At 57.1% G+C, this 13,758-nt stretch carries 25 protein-coding genes; all 25 read right to left on the bottom strand.

Annotated features, from left to right (window positions below; translation table 11 throughout):
- Positions 1-182: 182 nt before the first annotated feature.
- Complete coding sequence (gene rpsD, locus KEM60_RS09445; protein WP_219107258.1) at positions 183-791, bottom strand: 30S ribosomal protein S4; 609 nt, start codon at positions 789-791, stop codon at positions 183-185.
- A 36-nt stretch (positions 792-827) separates the two neighbouring features.
- Positions 828-1,235: a 30S ribosomal protein S11 gene (gene rpsK / locus KEM60_RS09440; protein WP_006502879.1), complete on the bottom strand. Its 408-nt coding sequence runs from the start codon at positions 1,233-1,235 to the stop codon at positions 828-830.
- Between the two features lie 274 nt (positions 1,236-1,509).
- Positions 1,510-1,887 carry a 30S ribosomal protein S13 gene (gene rpsM / locus KEM60_RS09435; RefSeq protein ID WP_219107257.1) on the bottom strand — a complete coding sequence of 126 codons (378 nt, stop codon included), beginning with the start codon at positions 1,885-1,887 and terminating at the stop codon, positions 1,510-1,512.
- Positions 1,888-2,067: 180 nt separating this feature from the next.
- A complete protein-coding gene (rpmJ, locus tag KEM60_RS09430) occupies positions 2,068-2,181 on the bottom strand; it encodes a 50S ribosomal protein L36 (RefSeq protein WP_006592630.1) in 114 nt (37 codons plus the stop codon).
- A gap of 114 nt (positions 2,182-2,295) precedes the next feature.
- Entirely contained in the window at positions 2,296-2,517 is a 222-nt protein-coding gene (gene infA, locus KEM60_RS09425) for a translation initiation factor IF-1 (RefSeq protein ID WP_006592631.1), read from the bottom strand.
- Positions 2,518-2,973: 456 nt separating this feature from the next.
- Positions 2,974-3,813, bottom strand: coding sequence for a type I methionyl aminopeptidase (map, locus tag KEM60_RS09420; RefSeq protein ID WP_370626343.1), 840 nt, complete (start codon positions 3,811-3,813; stop codon positions 2,974-2,976).
- A gap of 14 nt (positions 3,814-3,827) precedes the next feature.
- Entirely contained in the window at positions 3,828-4,427 is a 600-nt protein-coding gene (locus KEM60_RS09415) for an adenylate kinase (protein WP_219107255.1), read from the bottom strand.
- Between the two features lie 191 nt (positions 4,428-4,618).
- On the bottom strand, positions 4,619-5,929 hold the full coding sequence (secY, locus tag KEM60_RS09410; protein ID WP_219107254.1) for a preprotein translocase subunit SecY: 1,311 nt from the start codon (positions 5,927-5,929) through the stop codon (positions 4,619-4,621).
- A 132-nt stretch (positions 5,930-6,061) separates the two neighbouring features.
- Complete coding sequence (rplO, locus tag KEM60_RS09405; RefSeq protein WP_219107253.1) at positions 6,062-6,544, bottom strand: 50S ribosomal protein L15; 483 nt, start codon at positions 6,542-6,544, stop codon at positions 6,062-6,064.
- Between the two features lie 2 nt (positions 6,545-6,546).
- Positions 6,547-6,729 carry a 50S ribosomal protein L30 gene (gene rpmD, locus KEM60_RS09400; RefSeq protein ID WP_219107252.1) on the bottom strand — a complete coding sequence of 61 codons (183 nt, stop codon included), beginning with the start codon at positions 6,727-6,729 and terminating at the stop codon, positions 6,547-6,549.
- Positions 6,729-7,382, bottom strand: coding sequence for a 30S ribosomal protein S5 (rpsE, locus tag KEM60_RS09395; RefSeq protein WP_219107251.1), 654 nt, complete (start codon positions 7,380-7,382; stop codon positions 6,729-6,731). The genes rpmD and rpsE overlap by 1 nt, the downstream gene beginning before the upstream one ends.
- Positions 7,383-7,422: 40 nt before the next feature.
- Complete coding sequence (gene rplR / locus KEM60_RS09390; protein ID WP_304502133.1) at positions 7,423-7,797, bottom strand: 50S ribosomal protein L18; 375 nt, start codon at positions 7,795-7,797, stop codon at positions 7,423-7,425.
- A 3-nt stretch (positions 7,798-7,800) separates the two neighbouring features.
- Positions 7,801-8,340 (bottom strand): 50S ribosomal protein L6, encoded by a 540-nt coding sequence (gene rplF / locus KEM60_RS09385; RefSeq protein ID WP_219107249.1) that lies wholly within the window; start codon positions 8,338-8,340, stop codon positions 7,801-7,803.
- A gap of 22 nt (positions 8,341-8,362) precedes the next feature.
- Positions 8,363-8,761 carry a 30S ribosomal protein S8 gene (rpsH, locus tag KEM60_RS09380; RefSeq protein ID WP_219107248.1) on the bottom strand — a complete coding sequence of 133 codons (399 nt, stop codon included), beginning with the start codon at positions 8,759-8,761 and terminating at the stop codon, positions 8,363-8,365.
- Between the two features lie 89 nt (positions 8,762-8,850).
- Positions 8,851-9,036: a type Z 30S ribosomal protein S14 gene (locus KEM60_RS09375; RefSeq protein WP_006502867.1), complete on the bottom strand. Its 186-nt coding sequence runs from the start codon at positions 9,034-9,036 to the stop codon at positions 8,851-8,853.
- Positions 9,037-9,038: 2 nt separating this feature from the next.
- Complete coding sequence (gene rplE, locus KEM60_RS09370) at positions 9,039-9,611, bottom strand: 50S ribosomal protein L5 (protein WP_219107247.1); 573 nt, start codon at positions 9,609-9,611, stop codon at positions 9,039-9,041.
- Positions 9,611-9,976 carry a 50S ribosomal protein L24 gene (gene rplX / locus KEM60_RS09365; RefSeq protein ID WP_219107246.1) on the bottom strand — a complete coding sequence of 122 codons (366 nt, stop codon included), beginning with the start codon at positions 9,974-9,976 and terminating at the stop codon, positions 9,611-9,613. Before rplX ends, rplE begins: the two co-directional genes overlap by 1 nt.
- A gap of 3 nt (positions 9,977-9,979) precedes the next feature.
- Positions 9,980-10,348, bottom strand: coding sequence for a 50S ribosomal protein L14 (gene rplN, locus KEM60_RS09360; protein ID WP_219107245.1), 369 nt, complete (start codon positions 10,346-10,348; stop codon positions 9,980-9,982).
- 118 nt (positions 10,349-10,466) lie between these two features.
- Positions 10,467-10,754: a 30S ribosomal protein S17 gene (gene rpsQ / locus KEM60_RS09355; protein WP_219107244.1), complete on the bottom strand. Its 288-nt coding sequence runs from the start codon at positions 10,752-10,754 to the stop codon at positions 10,467-10,469.
- Positions 10,754-10,981 carry a 50S ribosomal protein L29 gene (gene rpmC / locus KEM60_RS09350; RefSeq protein ID WP_219107243.1) on the bottom strand — a complete coding sequence of 76 codons (228 nt, stop codon included), beginning with the start codon at positions 10,979-10,981 and terminating at the stop codon, positions 10,754-10,756. Before rpmC ends, rpsQ begins: the two co-directional genes overlap by 1 nt.
- On the bottom strand, positions 10,981-11,400 hold the full coding sequence (gene rplP, locus KEM60_RS09345; protein ID WP_219107242.1) for a 50S ribosomal protein L16: 420 nt from the start codon (positions 11,398-11,400) through the stop codon (positions 10,981-10,983). The genes rpmC and rplP overlap by 1 nt, the downstream gene beginning before the upstream one ends.
- Positions 11,400-12,215: a 30S ribosomal protein S3 gene (gene rpsC / locus KEM60_RS09340; RefSeq protein ID WP_219107241.1), complete on the bottom strand. Its 816-nt coding sequence runs from the start codon at positions 12,213-12,215 to the stop codon at positions 11,400-11,402. The genes rplP and rpsC overlap by 1 nt, the downstream gene beginning before the upstream one ends.
- On the bottom strand, positions 12,215-12,583 hold the full coding sequence (gene rplV, locus KEM60_RS09335; RefSeq protein WP_219107572.1) for a 50S ribosomal protein L22: 369 nt from the start codon (positions 12,581-12,583) through the stop codon (positions 12,215-12,217). Before rplV ends, rpsC begins: the two co-directional genes overlap by 1 nt.
- Before the next feature lie 26 nt (positions 12,584-12,609).
- Positions 12,610-12,891, bottom strand: a complete 282-nt coding sequence (gene rpsS, locus KEM60_RS09330) for a 30S ribosomal protein S19 (RefSeq protein ID WP_219107240.1) — start codon at positions 12,889-12,891, stop codon at positions 12,610-12,612.
- 15 nt (positions 12,892-12,906) lie between these two features.
- Positions 12,907-13,743 (bottom strand): 50S ribosomal protein L2, encoded by an 837-nt coding sequence (gene rplB / locus KEM60_RS09325; protein ID WP_219107239.1) that lies wholly within the window; start codon positions 13,741-13,743, stop codon positions 12,907-12,909.
- Positions 13,744-13,758: the final 15 nt, after the last annotated feature.

Here is a 13,758-nt window from a genome sequence, read left to right as displayed (position 1 = left end):
TTCTGCATGGTGATCGGTAGATGGTCACGGCTTACGTGTTGCTGAGGTTGCCACACAGTGCTCATCGCTCTGTCGACAGCATCACTTGGGACCGCTCTACGACTACAAGATGGACTTCCCATGCTGCCCGCCGCCCTCAGTCCAGTGATGAGGATGACGGGCATGCACAGGTCAGCGTTGATTCAGTTCTTCGAGTAGAGCTCGACAATCAGCTGCTCAGTGAGCACCGTGTCGATCTGCTCACGGACTGGAAGTTGGTGAACGAGAACCTGCAGCGAACCAGGAACAACCTTGATCCATGCCGGAATCGGCCGCTCCCCGAAGGTCTGGCGAGCCAATTCAAACGGGAAGAGTTCACGGCTCTTCGGGCGGATATCGATGATGTCGTACTGGCTAACCCGATAGCTGGGCACATCCACACGAATACCGTTGACAAGGAAATGTCCGTGGGTCACCAGCTGACGAGCAGCACGTCGGGTGCGAGCCAGACCAGCACGGTAAATCACATTGTCAAGGCGAGACTCGAGGATCTGCAGGAGGTTCTCGCCGGTTTTCCCGGAACGCCGAGAAGCCTCTTCGTAGTAACCCCGGAATTGCTTCTCCATGACTCCGTAAGTGAAGCGGGCCTTCTGCTTCTCCTGGAGCTGATGAAGATATTCCTTCTCCTGGATACGACCGCGACCGTGCTGTCCAGGAGGGAAGGGACGGTTTTCGAAGTTCTTGTCACCACCGACGAGGTCCGTCTTCAGGCGCCGCGACTTCTTCGTAATAGGGCCGGTGTAACGAGCCATAGTTCAGCTACTTTCCGTTCTCTCTCAGCGGCCTGATCAAACGCGGCGGCGTTTGGGCGGACGGACACCATTGTGCGGCGTGGGCGTAACGTCGCTGATAGCACCGACTTCCAGGCCGGTCGCTGTCAGGGAACGGATGGCGGTTTCGCGTCCGGATCCGGGACCCTTCACGAAAACATCAACTTTCCGCATGCCGTGTTCCATCGCTCGCCGAGCCGCTGCTTCAGCAGCCATCTGCGCCGCGAACGGGGTCGATTTCCGAGAACCCTTGAATCCGACTTGGCCGGCCGATGCCCATGAAATGACAGCCCCGGTGGGGTCAGTAATCGACACGATTGTGTTGTTGAACGTGCTCTTGATGTGAGCGTGCCCGTGGGCGACGTTCTTCTTCTCCTTGCGGCGCACCTTCTTGGCGCCCGCAGCCATGCGGCTCTTGGGAGGCATACGCTGCCTTTCTCCTGCTAGTCGATCAGTGAGGTCTTGCGATGGGCTGACGACCTCTCGATCGCTACCCATGAGGTGGAATTGCTGATGCGGCTCAACCTAAGCGCTCATGCGATTTACAGTTGGTGCCGAGTTTTGCGAACAGGAAGACAAGAATTCAATTGATTGCTCCGATGTCACGTGAAGCTATCTCTTGAGTTTGAATTCTGTAGCTGCCATCCAGTTATGGCTCAAATCACGACATGATCCACATCAACTGAAGGCCGTTGAAGGCTTACTTACCAGCCTTCTTCTTACCTGCGACAGTCCGCTTCGGCCCCTTACGGGTACGAGCGTTGGTCTTCGTCCGCTGCCCACGGACCGGAAGCCCACGACGGTGTCGCAAACCTTGGTAGCTGCCGATTTCCACCTTGCGACGGATGTCCGCCGCAACCTCTCGACGCAGGTCACCCTCGAGCTTGAAGTTCCCCTCAAGGAAGTCACGCAGCTGCACGAGATCAGACTCAGTCAGATCCTTCACGCGGACCGAGGGGTCGATTCCCGTCGCCGCCACAGCCTGCTTAGCGCGTGTGCGCCCCACACCGTAAATGTACGTGAGTGCGATCTCCACACGCTTCTCGCGCGGGAGGTCGACTCCTACAAGACGTGCCATTCGGTACGTTCTCCTGGTTTCAGCGGAGGTCTGAAGCAATATCGACCCAGCGGTTGCTGGTCCCCGGCCTCCGCGCCGGGGGTGACGTCCGAAGCGAGTTCGGGGTCGGATATTGCGCTCTCTGATGTTGTCGCGCCTCTGATGAAGCCCTGACGACACGCAGGAAGGTGATTCTTAGAATTAACCCTGACGCTGTTTGTGGCGCAGGTTTTCGCAGATCACCATGACCCGCCCGTTACGGCGAATCACCTTGCACTTGTCGCAGATCTTCTTGACGCTCGGCTGAACCTTCATGTGCCTGCTGTCTCTGATCTGAGGAGCAACGTCACACGATTACTCATGTGCCGTTACGCCTTGCCTGGTCGGAACTGTTGACACGACCGTACATCCAGGTCGCATCGGACTACTTCAGCGGTAGCGGAAGACGATGCGACCTCGGGACAGGTCGTACGGGCTCAACTCCACCACCACACGGTCCTCAGGAAGGATCCTGATGTAATGCTGTCGCATCTTGCCCGAGATGTGTGCGAGGACCTTGTGCCCGTTGGTCAGCTCGACCCGAAACATTGCGTTCGGTAGAGCTTCAACGATCGTGCCCTCGATCTCTATGACGCCGTCCTTCTTGGCCATGTCCTCCGCTATCCGTCGAGCCGCTACCTACCCGTGGTGGTAGCGGGCCACTTCCGGGAAGTCCCGGCTGAATCGATCCCATCTGCCTGAGTGGCGCAGCATGTATCTCACGATGCCTACTGCCCGGTGATCTCACTGAGGAGGCCTGATGGCGGGACCTAACCCACTCGTCAGGCGCTCCGAGACATAGGGAACCGACAAGTCAGTCTAGTGCACCCGCCCAGGATGGTGAAATCGCGGAAGCACTAGAGTCAGAAACTTGCAGCCGCTTCGGGTCTGCTGCTTCCTCATACTCAGGCACAGAGAATCTCTCAACGTCGAGAGTCCGTGATGAGTTCTCCTCTGACAGCCTGATGCAGAACACTCAGCTGACTCAAACAGTCGTCCAGCGCTGACGTAGCGCCCTCGCATCTAGGCCCTTGGCCACCACACCCGTCAGGCTAAGGCTCAGCTGTACTAGTCGAGACCGCCATATGGAGCTCCCAACCGCGCCAACTTCTCGCGACCACCGTCATCTGCGGTGAGAACCCATACTCCAGCTGACGTCAGAGCCACTGTATGTTCCCAATGGCAAGCCTTGGACTTGTCGACAGTAGACACTGTCCAATCATCTGAACCCACTTCGGTTTCCGCACACCCAAGAGTCACCATTGGCTCGATGGCCAATACAACTCCTGGCGTCAGCCGAGCACTTCTGCCCTTGACACGATAGTTGTAAACGTCGGGATCCATGTGCATTTCCCTGCCAATACCATGACCCGTGTAGCCTTCAATAATTCCAAACTCAACCCCAGATGAAATGTTAATCTCTTCGAGGTAGTCCTCTATAGCGCCACCAATATCATTCAGGTTATTGCCAGCGCGCATAGCTGCAATTCCGCACCATAGGGCCTCTTCCGTAGCATCAAGAAGAGAGACATCAACATCGGAAGCCTTTTCGCGCCCACCTACTATCATACTAATAGCCGAATCCCCATGCCATCCATCAAGAACAGCGCCGCAATCAACTGAAAGAAGATCGCCATTTTGCAGCACCTTCCCGCCCGGAATTCCATGCACCACTTCTTCATTAACACTTGTACATAAGGAGTGCCGATAACCAGGAACTTCCGCAAAGGAAGGCCTTGCCCCGTGAGACCTGATCACCCCTTCAGCGATCTCATCTAGATGCGCAGTCGTAGTGCCTTCAATTGCCGCATCGCGGACAACAGATAATGCGCGGGAAACAACAAGACCTGCATTCCGCATCTTAAGAATCTGATCCGGGGTTTTTGTTTCTATCTGGCGACGCTTCATGAAACCCATCTTATTTATACGACCCGAAGCGGACGGGGAGGAACGTTCGCAGACTGCTGCAACGCAGCCATACACCGATCAAAAACTTGGTCGACTGTTCCTTCACCATCCACTGACCGAAGGAGCCCTCGATCTCTGGCCATCGATGAAATTGGCGTTGTTTGCTCGTGATAGATCTTTAAACGCTCTCTGATGACCTGTTCGTTATCATCTGATCGCCCCTCGATTTCTGACCGCTTGAGCAAACGCTCTACGACTTTTTGATCAGGAACTTCAAGCTCTAAAACATGGTCGAGATCCGTGTCGCGAGTCCAGTGAAATTCTCGAAGCGCCCACGCCTGATCGACTGTTCGAGGGTAGCCGTCAAGAAGGTAACCGTTTTTCGCATCAGGTTCACTCAGTCGATCAAAGACTATCTCGTTTGTCACTTCATCCGGGACATACTGCCCGGCCTCAATGATACCTTTCACCCGAATCCCGAGAGGTGTCTTCTCTTTGATGTTTCTACGAAAAATTTCTCCAGTGGAAATCGCAGGGATTCCCAGCACATCGGCGATTCGTGAAGCCTGGGTGCCCTTACCCGCCCCAGGCGGACCAAGAATCAGAAGTCGCATCAGGACAAACCCCTTCCATTCATGTGGGTGACAAAGAACTAAAGATCAGGTGCAACCGAGATTGGCACCTCACCTCTCAAGCGGATCATACGCCCTGATAGTGCTGGAGCGCCGGGTGACCTGCCAGAGAAGTCAACTCTGAAGGCAACCCGGCGCTGAAATGCAGCACAACAGGACAGAACCCCGTCAACTCACCGCAGGAAGCCTTCGTAGTGCCGCTGCTGCAGTTGAGACTCGATCTGCTTCACAGTCTCTAGCCCGACACCGACGATGATCAGGAGCGATGTGCCTCCAAACGGGAAGTTAGAGTCAGCGTTCAACATCACGAAGGCAACGATGGGTATCAGCGAGATCAGAGCGAGGTAGATAGCACCCGGAACGGTGATTCTATTCAGAACATACCTCAAGTATTCAGCGGTAGGACGCCCAGCTCGATACCCTGGTATGAAACCGCCGTACCTCTTCATGTTATCTGCAACTTCGTCAGGGTTGAACGAGATAGACACGTAGAAGAAAGTAAAGAAAATAATCAGCAAGGTGTAGGTAGCAACGTGAATTGGGCTTCGCTGGGGGACCACGTTTGCAGCCATCCAGTTAATCCATTCGGCACGCTGGGGGTTGCTCTGCTGGAACTGTACGATCAGACCTGGAATGGCAAGTAACGAGGAAGCAAAGATCACAGGGATCACGCCTGCCTGGTTAACTTTTAGCGGAATATAGGTGGTGGTCCCACCGTACATTCGACGGCCAACCATGCGCTTTGCATATGTGACTGGAATTCGACGCTGACACTGCTCTACAAAAACAACTGCCGCAATAATAAGCAGACCCACAGCAATGACAAGGAGGAAGGTGTCCCAGCGCCCGTCACGTTGATGAATCGACCACAGCGAACCGGGGAAGCGAGCTGCAATAGACGTGAAAATCAACAACGACATCCCATTGCCGACGCCTTTTTCGGTGATCAGTTCACCCATCCACATAATGAGTCCGGTTCCCGCTGTCATAGTGAGGACCATGATCACCGGAGTCCACCAACTAGTGTCTGCAAGGATGTTGGTGCATGATGCGCCGAACAGCGACTGGGGATTGTGTGCGAAAGTGACGAACGTCGATGACTGGAGAATCGCTAGGGCGATCGTTAAGTACCGCGTGTATTGCGTCAGTTTCGTCTGACCTGATTGGCCTTCTTGTTTTAGAGTTTCAAAGCGCGGAATCACCACAGTAAGCAGTTGAATGATAATACTCGCCGTAATATACGGCATGATTCCTAGCGCGAAAATTGATAATTGGAGCAATGCTCCACCACTGAAGAGGTCAGCCAAGCCCAAAAGCTGGCGTGAACCTTGGCCAGCAGCTTGGCACTTCTGCACCTCGACATAGCTGACGCCAGGAGTCGGAACAAAAGACCCTAAGCGAAAAATAGCCATGACAAAGATGGTGAAGAGGAGCTTCTTGCGCAAGTCCGGAGTACGAAACGCTCGGACGAAGGCCGTGAGCACGAATCCTCCTGATTGTCATACCTTTCGGCGATGACGTGGCCGGATGTGTCGAACAACTCTGGGGACGATAACACCCCGGCGCCGGTTGGCCCGGCGCCGGGGTGTTATGGGTTGCGATGGGCATGGCCGAGTTCAGAGCTCGGTAACGCTACCACCTGCAGCTTCGATCTTGCTCTTGGCAGATGCCGAGAACTTGTGCGCCGAGATGTTCACCTTAACGGACAACTCTCCATCGCCCAGCACCTTCACAAGGTGACCCGGCCGAACGGCGCCCTTAGCTGCCAGATCCTCAGCTGTGACCTCACCGCCATCGGGGTAGAGCATGGTGATGCGGTCGAGGTTGACAACCTGGTATTCGGTGCGGAATGGGTTCTTGAAACCCCGGAGTTTCGGAAGCCGCATGTGCAGCGGCATCTGTCCGCCTTCAAAGCGCTCCGGTACCTGGTAGCGGGCTTTCGTTCCCTTTGTGCCTCGGCCAGCAGTTTTACCCTTGCTGCCCTCACCGCGGCCGACCCGAGTCTTAGCAGTTTTGGCACCTGGAGCGGGACGCAGGTGATGCACCTTGAGGGCGTGTCCCTGCGGAGCCTCCGCAGCAGCAGTGTCCTTCTTGGCCATGATCACTCCACCTCCTCGACGGTCACCAGATGGGTCACCGTGCGAACCATGCCTCGAATTTCGGGGCGGTCCTCCTTGACGACGCAATCGCCGATCCTTTTCAGGCCCAGTGACCGAAGCGTCTCACGCTGGTTCTGCTTACCGCCGATCTCAGATCGGATCTGGGTTACCTTGAGCCGAGCCATCATGCACCTGCCCCAGCGGCGCGGGCGCGAAGCAATGAAGCCGGCGCGACCTCTTCAAGAGGCAGACCGCGGCGCGCTGCTACACTTTCAGGCCGTTCAAGACGCTTTAACGCATCCACAGTGGCGTGGACAATGTTGATGGCGTTGTCGGATCCCAGCGACTTGGAAAGCACGTCGTGTATACCAGCGCATTCAAGCACCGCACGGACCGGCCCACCTGCGATCACACCTGTACCAGGAGCGGCAGGGCGCAACAACACGACGCCAGCAGCAGCTTCACCCTGGATGGGGTGAGGGATAGTCCCCTGGATGCGGGGAACCCTGAAGAATGACTTCTTCGCCTCTTCAACACCCTTGGCAATGGCGGCGGGAACTTCCTTTGCCTTCCCGTAGCCAACTCCAACGGTGCCGTCACCATCTCCGACGACTACCAACGCAGTGAAGCTGAAGCGGCGTCCACCTTTGACAACCTTGGAAACACGGTTGATTGTGACAACGCGCTCAACGAACTGGTTCCGCGAGTCGTCCTGCGCACCACGACGGTTGTCGCGGTCGCGACCGCGACGATCGCCCCGCTCGTTGCGGTCGCCACCGGCGCGGTCGGAGCCACCGGCAGCACCCGCGCCACTGCCTCGGCGCTGTGGTCCAGCCATCAGTCGTTCCTCTTCTCGTTGTTCGGGGTCCAGGCAATCATCACAGAATCAGCCCGCCTTCACGAGCACCATCTGCAATCGCCGCGATCCGGCCGTGGTATTTGTTGCCACCCCGGTCGAAGACCACCGAGGAAATACCGGCTTTCTTAGCACGGTCTGCAATAAGCTCGCCAACTTTACGAGCCTTTGCGGTCTTATCACCGTCAAAAACCCGTAAGTCCTTCTCCATCGTGGATGCGCAGGCCAGAGTCTTACCTGCTACGTCATCCACGATCTGCACGAAGACGTGTCGTGACGAACGCGTCACAACCAACCGAGGCTGTGACGGCGTCCCAGAGATCTTCTTGCGGATTCGGAGGTGACGACGGCTACGAGCAGCGGCTTTGCTTTTTCCACGCTTGATGATCATCGCCATCTGTTACTTACCAGCCTTTCCGACCTTGCGCCGGATAACCTCGCCGGCGTAACGCACGCCCTTGCCCTTATACGGATCAGGCTTACGCAGCTTGCGAATGTTTGCTGCGGTCTCCCCGACGAGCTGCTTGTCGATGCCTGACACGCTGAACTTCGTAGGTCCTTCGACAGCAAAAGTGATACCGCTCGGTGGTTCCACGACGATGGTGTGGCTGTATCCGAGCGAGAACTCAAGGTTTGCACCTTTGGGAACTACTCGATAACCAGTCCCCTGGATCTCGAGCTTCTTTTCGTATCCAGCCGTCACGCCCACGATCATGTTACTGATAAGGGTGCGGGTCAGACCGTGCAATGAGCGTGACATTCGCTCATCGTCAGGACGTGAGACCTGAATAGCCCCATCCTCACCACGCTCAACAGTGATGGGCTCCTTGACTTCAAAGGCAAGTTCGCCCTTGGGGCCCTTCACCCGAACAGACTGGCCTTCGATGCTTACATCGACACCAGAGGGAACGGAGACGGGAAGTCGTCCGATTCGGGACATGTGTCCTCCTCCTTGCTTTCCGTCACCAGACGTAGGCGAGGACTTCCCCGCCCACGCCCTTTGCCGCTGCCTGCTTATCGGTCAACAGTCCCGACGACGTGGAGATGATCGCCACACCAAGACCGCCCAAAACCTTGGGCAGGTTGGTGGACTTCGCATAAACACGAAGTCCCGGCTTACTCACACGGCGCACACCAGCAATGGATCGCTCGCGGTTCGGACCGTACTTCAGGTCGATGATGAGCGTCTGTCCGACGCTGGCATCTTCCACACGCCAAGCCGCAATGTAACCCTCTTTGACAAGGATGTTTGCGATGTTGGACTTCAACTTCGAGAACGGCATGGAGACAGTGTCGTGGTGCGCCGAGTTGGCGTTCCGCACACGGGTCAGCATGTCCGCAATCGGGTCTGTCATGGTCATTGGGCTTCTCCGCCCTTCCTCACCGGGGTTTCAGCTATTCCACCTTGATTGATGGGCCGACCTACGGTGTAGAAGCTTGATGTCGTTTATTACCAGCTGCTCTTGGTGACGCCGGGCAATTCACCACGGTGTGCCATTTCACGAAGACACACCCGGCAAAGACCAAACTTGCGATACACCGAGTGGGGGCGCCCGCATTTCTGGCAGCGCGTGTAAGCACGCACTTTGAACTTCGGCTTTGCGTTTGCCTTGTTGATCAGCGCAGTCTTAGCCACGATCAGTTCTCCTTGAACGGGAAGCCGAGGTGGCGCAGGAGCGCGCGGCCCTCGTCATCGGTCACCGCTGTAGTCACCACGGTGATGTCCATGCCTCGGACACGGTCGATGCGGTCCTGATCGATTTCATAGAACATCGACTGCTCGTTCAGGCCGAAGGTGTAGTTTCCGCGTCCGTCAAACTGCTTCGGTGAAAGTCCGCGGAAGTCACGGATACGTGGAAGAGCAACTGTCACAAGACGGTCGAGAAATTCCCACATACGGTCGCCTCGCAATGTTGCGTGGCAGCCAATTGGCATACCCTCACGCAGTTTGAACTGCGCAATTGACTTGCGGGCTTTAGTGACAAGCGGCTTCTGTCCCGTAATCGCAGTCAGATCTCGGATAGCTCCCTCGATCAGCTTGCTGTCACGTGCAGCCTCTCCGACACCCATGTTGACGATGACCTTAGTCACGCCGGGAACCTGCATCACGTTTGAATAAGAGAACTCGCTCTGGAGAGCAGGGCGAATCTCTTCGCGATACCGAACCTTCAGGCGCGCAACGGGCGTTTCAGAGACGGTGTTCTCAGTCATCAGAGGTCCTTCCCCGAGCGCACAGACACACGGATACGAGCCGTCTTCTCCCGGCCCTCGCGAGTCACCGTCTCCAAACGAGTCCGGATTCGGGTTGGTTTCTTCGTCTCAGGGTCGACGATCGCAACATTGCTCACGTGAATAGGGGCCTCAGTGTGAACGAGTCCGCCGGTGCGGGAGCCGCGTGCTGTTGCTCCAGCTTTGGTGTGCTTCGTCACTCGATTGATGCCCTCAACCAGAACACGGTTGGTCTCAGGGTAGACCTCGATGACCTTGCCCTGCTTACCGCGGTCACCGCCCTTGTCCTGCTTACGGCCTGTGATGACCTGCACGAGGTCACCTTTCTTGATCTTCATTTTCGCCATGTCTCAGAGCACCTCCGGAGCTAGCGAGATGATCTTCATGAACTTCTTCTCTCGCAACTCACGCCCCACGGGGCCAAAGATACGAGTGCCACGCGGGTCACCATCGTTTTTCAATATGACAGCCGCGTTCTCATCGAACTTGATGTACGAACCGTCGGGACGGCGCCGCTCCTTCTTGGTGCGGACGACAACCGCTTTGACGACATCCCCTTTTTTGACATTTCCACCGGGAATGGCGTCCTTGACAGTTGCGACGATGACATCGCCCACACCGGCGTACCGTCGACCCGAGCCGCCGAGGACACGGATGCACAAAATCTCCTTGGCACCCGTGTTGTCGGCGACACGCAGTCGCGACTCCTGCTGAATCACTTCTCACTCCTGTCGTCGCGCTGGTTCTCTCCGTATTGATTAACGGGCGAGCCTTGCGGAACGGATCTTGGGGTTTCGCGATACAGGTACTGTTGCTCAGCACCTGCTCGCAGAAGGCTTACTTAGCGCGCTCAAGAATTTCAACGACGCGCCAACGCTTACTAGCGGACAGTGGTCGAGTCTCCATGAGAAGAACTCGGTCACCGACGCCGCACTCGTTTTGCTCGTCGTGAGCCTTGAGCTTGTTGGTCCGCCGCATAACTTTTCCGTAGAGAGCATGCTTGACGCGGTCCTCGACTTCGACCACAACGGTCTTGTCCATCTTGTCGCTGACGACGTAGCCCTGGGCAGTCTTTCGGGAGTTCCGCTCAGTGACAGAACCTTCAGTCTGCGTGTTGTCCGCCATTACTTCGCGCCTCCGATGTTCAGCTCGCGCTCTCGCATGATCGTGTAAATGCGCGCGATGTCCCGACGAACAGCCCGCAAACGTCCATGGTTCTCCAGCTGCCCGGTGGCCGACTGAAAACGAAGGTTGAAGAGTTCTTCCTTCGCTTTGCGAAGCTCATCGACGAGTTTGTCTTCCGACAGTTCACGCAGCGCTTCAGCTGCCAGGTCCTTGGAACCGATCGCCATCAGATGTCACCACCCTCACGCCGAACGAAGCGGCACTTCATCGGAAGCTTGTGCATCGCAAGACGCATAGCCTCGCGCGCCACCTCCTCGGACACACCGGAAAGCTCAAACATGACGCGCCCGGGCTTGACATTTGCGATCCACCATTCAGGTGAACCCTTACCTGAACCCATGCGGGTTTCAGCAGGCTTCTTGGTCAAGGGACGGTCTGGGTAGATGTTGATCCAGACCTTACCGCCACGTTTGATGTAACGGGTCATAGCAATACGTGCCGACTCAATCTGCCGGTTAGTCACGTAAGCAGGCTCCAAAGCCTGGATCCCAAAGTCACCGAACGCAACAGTGGTACCACCCTTTGCCTTTCCATGGCGGTCGGGGTGGTGCTGCTTACGGTGTTTGACTCGACGGGGAATCAACATCAGGATTCAGCTCCCTCACTGACAGTCGCGGGCGCCTCGGCTGCAGCGGTTTCCTCAACAGCTGCGGGAGTGCGGCTGCCACGGTCAGACCCACGACGTCCGCGGGAGGGCCGATCGCTCCTTGCACCACGGGAGGGCCGGCTCGGCGCTGCAGCCTGTTGAGCCGCCAGTTCTTTGGCGGTCATGTCGCCCTTGTAGATCCAAACCTTGACGCCGATACGTCCAAAGGTCGTCTTGGCCTCATAGAAGCCGTAGTCAATCTGAGCTCGCAGGGTGTGGAGCGGAACCCGTCCCTCACGATAGAACTCAGACCGGCTCATTTCAGCTCCGCCCAGACGTCCAGAGCACTGCACCCGAATGCCCTTGGCCCCAGCGCGCAACGAGGACTGCATCCCCTTACGCATGGCGCGGCGGAATGAGACACGAGCAGATAGCTGCTCAGCAATGCCCTGGGCCACGAGCTGAGCGTCCATCTCGGGGTTCTTCACCTCGAGGATGTTGAGCTGCACCTGCTTACCGGTGAGCTTTTCGAGTTCACCGCGAATGCGATCAGCTTCAGCGCCGCGACGTCCGATGACGATGCCCGGACGTGCTGTGTGAATATCCACACGAACGCGGTCACGGGTGCGTTCAATTTCAACGCGGCTAATACCTGCACGCTCCATCCCAGTGGACATGAGCTTGCGAATAGCCACATCTTCTTTGACGTAGTCCCGGTAACGCTGACCGCTCTTGGTGCTGTCTGCGAACCAGCGGCTCTTGTGTTCCGTGGTGATACCCAGACGGAAACCGTGGGGGCTAACCTTCTGGCCCATCAGCGGGCACCTCCCTTGGACTGGGGCTGGCTGACTACCAGGGTGATGTGACAGGTTCGCTTATTAATGCGGAACGCCCGTCCCTGTGCTCGCGGTTGGAACCGCTTCATCGTCGGCCCCTCATCCACAAAAGCTGTGGTGACAACTAGCGACCGCTCATCAAAAGCGACGCTTTCCTTGTCAGCCTTAACTCGCGCGTTGGCCATCGCTGAAGCGAGGCATTTCCGCACGGGCTCGCTGGCGGACTGCGGAGCAAACTGCAGCACTGCAAGCGCTTCAACGGCCTGCTTGCCACGGATCAGGTCCACGACACGACGGGCCTTCATAGGCGTGACCCGCACATTACGCGCCTGCGCAGTGGCTTCCATCACGTTGTCCTTGCTTTCAGTAGGCATCAGCGACGACGCCCCTTCTTGTCGTCCTTCACGTGGCCCTTGAAGGTCCGAGTCGGAGCAAACTCACCGAGTTTGTGGCCGACCATGGACTCGGTCACGAAAACCGGCACGTGCTTCCGGCCGTCGTGCACTGCGAAGGTGTGCCCCAGAAAATCAGGAGCAATCACGGATCGCCGTGACCAGGTCTTGATGACGTTCTTGCTGTTGGCCTCGTTCGCGGCGTCAACCTTCTTCTGAAGGTGATCGTCGATGAAAGGGCCTTTCTTCAAGCTACGCGGCATGTCTCCAGGCTCCTATCAGCGCTTCTTGCCGGTGCGGCGACGACGGACGATGAGCTTGTCGCTCTCCTTCTTGGGGTGGCGGGTACGCCCTTCTGGCTGCCCCCAAGGGCTCACCGGGTTGCGTCCACCAGAAGTACGTCCCTCACCACCACCATGGGGGTGGTCAACCGGGTTCATGACTACGCCTCGGACCGTTGGGCGCTTGCCCTTCCAGCGCATGCGGCCAGCCTTGCCCCAGTTGATGTTGCTCTGCTCTGCGTTACCGACCTCACCGATCGTCGCGCGGCAGCGCACATCCACATTTCGAATTTCACCGGAAGGCATACGCAACTGTGCGTAAGGACCATCCTTAGCCACGAGTTGAACTCGGGCTCCCGCGCTTCGAGCAATTTTCGCGCCACCACCGGGGCGGAGCTCAATAGCGTGGATTACGGTACCCACCGGAATGTTGCGCAGCGGAAGGTTATTTCCAGGCTTGATATCAGCACCGGGACCATTCTCGATACGGTCACCCTGCTGAAGTCGGTTCGGCGCCAAAATGTAGCGCTTTTCCCCATCCACATAGTGGAGCAGTGCGATTCGGGCGGTGCGGTTCGGGTCGTATTCAATGTGAGCGACCTTTGCCGGCACGCCATCCTTGTCGTGACGACGGAAGTCGATCACACGGTAGGCCCGCTTATGTCCACCACCGATGTGCCGGGTGGTGATACGGCCTTGGTTGTTACGGCCACCGGTCTTAGCCAGCGGACGCACCAGAGACTTTTCCGGTGTGGAACGCGTGATCTCGACGAAGTCCGCCACGCTTGCACCGCGACGACCCGGAGTCGTCGGCTTGTACTTTCGGATACCCATGTCTAGTCCTCAGTC

The organism is Austwickia sp. TVS 96-490-7B, from assembly GCF_019331795.1.
Classification (GTDB): domain Bacteria; phylum Actinomycetota; class Actinomycetes; order Actinomycetales; family Dermatophilaceae; genus Austwickia.
Note: the sequence above shows the minus strand (reverse complement) of the source record. Positions and strands in the feature narration are given on the sequence as shown.

What these genes read in the sequence shown, in the direction of transcription:
- rpsD (WP_219107258.1), bottom strand. Translation starts at nt 791, where the DNA reads ATGGCTCGTTACACCGGCCCTATTACGAAGAAGTCGCGGCGCCTGAAG.
- rpsK (WP_006502879.1), bottom strand. Translation starts at nt 1,235, where the DNA reads ATGCCTCCCAAGAGCCGCATGGCTGCGGGCGCCAAGAAGGTGCGCCGC.
- rpsM (WP_219107257.1), bottom strand. Translation starts at nt 1,887, where the DNA reads ATGGCACGTCTTGTAGGAGTCGACCTCCCGCGCGAGAAGCGTGTGGAG.
- rpmJ (WP_006592630.1), bottom strand. Translation starts at nt 2,181, where the DNA reads ATGAAGGTTCAGCCGAGCGTCAAGAAGATCTGCGACAAGTGCAAGGTG.
- infA (WP_006592631.1), bottom strand. Translation starts at nt 2,517, where the DNA reads ATGGCCAAGAAGGACGGCGTCATAGAGATCGAGGGCACGATCGTTGAA.
- map (WP_370626343.1), bottom strand. Translation starts at nt 3,813, where the DNA reads ATGAAGCGTCGCCAGATAGAAACAAAAACCCCGGATCAGATTCTTAAG.
- KEM60_RS09415 (WP_219107255.1), bottom strand. Translation starts at nt 4,427, where the DNA reads ATGCGACTTCTGATTCTTGGTCCGCCTGGGGCGGGTAAGGGCACCCAG.
- rplO (WP_219107253.1), bottom strand. Translation starts at nt 6,544, where the DNA reads ATGGCCAAGAAGGACACTGCTGCTGCGGAGGCTCCGCAGGGACACGCC.
- rpmD (WP_219107252.1), bottom strand. Translation starts at nt 6,729, where the DNA reads ATGGCTCGGCTCAAGGTAACCCAGATCCGATCTGAGATCGGCGGTAAG.
- rpsE (WP_219107251.1), bottom strand. Translation starts at nt 7,382, where the DNA reads ATGGCTGGACCACAGCGCCGAGGCAGTGGCGCGGGTGCTGCCGGTGGC.
- rplR (WP_304502133.1), bottom strand. Translation starts at nt 7,797, where the DNA reads ATGGCGATGATCATCAAGCGTGGAAAAAGCAAAGCCGCTGCTCGTAGC.
- rplF (WP_219107249.1), bottom strand. Translation starts at nt 8,340, where the DNA reads ATGTCCCGAATCGGACGACTTCCCGTCTCCGTTCCCTCTGGTGTCGAT.
- rpsH (WP_219107248.1), bottom strand. Translation starts at nt 8,761, where the DNA reads ATGACCATGACAGACCCGATTGCGGACATGCTGACCCGTGTGCGGAAC.
- rplE (WP_219107247.1), bottom strand. Translation starts at nt 9,611, where the DNA reads ATGACTGAGAACACCGTCTCTGAAACGCCCGTTGCGCGCCTGAAGGTT.
- rplX (WP_219107246.1), bottom strand. Translation starts at nt 9,976, where the DNA reads ATGGCGAAAATGAAGATCAAGAAAGGTGACCTCGTGCAGGTCATCACA.
- rpsQ (WP_219107244.1), bottom strand. Translation starts at nt 10,754, where the DNA reads ATGGCGGACAACACGCAGACTGAAGGTTCTGTCACTGAGCGGAACTCC.
- rpmC (WP_219107243.1), bottom strand. Translation starts at nt 10,981, where the DNA reads ATGGCGATCGGTTCCAAGGACCTGGCAGCTGAAGCGCTGCGTGAACTG.
- rplP (WP_219107242.1), bottom strand. Translation starts at nt 11,400, where the DNA reads ATGTTGATTCCCCGTCGAGTCAAACACCGTAAGCAGCACCACCCCGAC.
- rpsC (WP_219107241.1), bottom strand. Translation starts at nt 12,215, where the DNA reads ATGGGCCAGAAGGTTAGCCCCCACGGTTTCCGTCTGGGTATCACCACG.
- rplV (WP_219107572.1), bottom strand. Translation starts at nt 12,583, where the DNA reads ATGGAAGCCACTGCGCAGGCGCGTAATGTGCGGGTCACGCCTATGAAG.
- rpsS (WP_219107240.1), bottom strand. Translation starts at nt 12,891, where the DNA reads ATGCCGCGTAGCTTGAAGAAAGGCCCTTTCATCGACGATCACCTTCAG.
- rplB (WP_219107239.1), bottom strand. Translation starts at nt 13,743, where the DNA reads ATGGGTATCCGAAAGTACAAGCCGACGACTCCGGGTCGTCGCGGTGCA.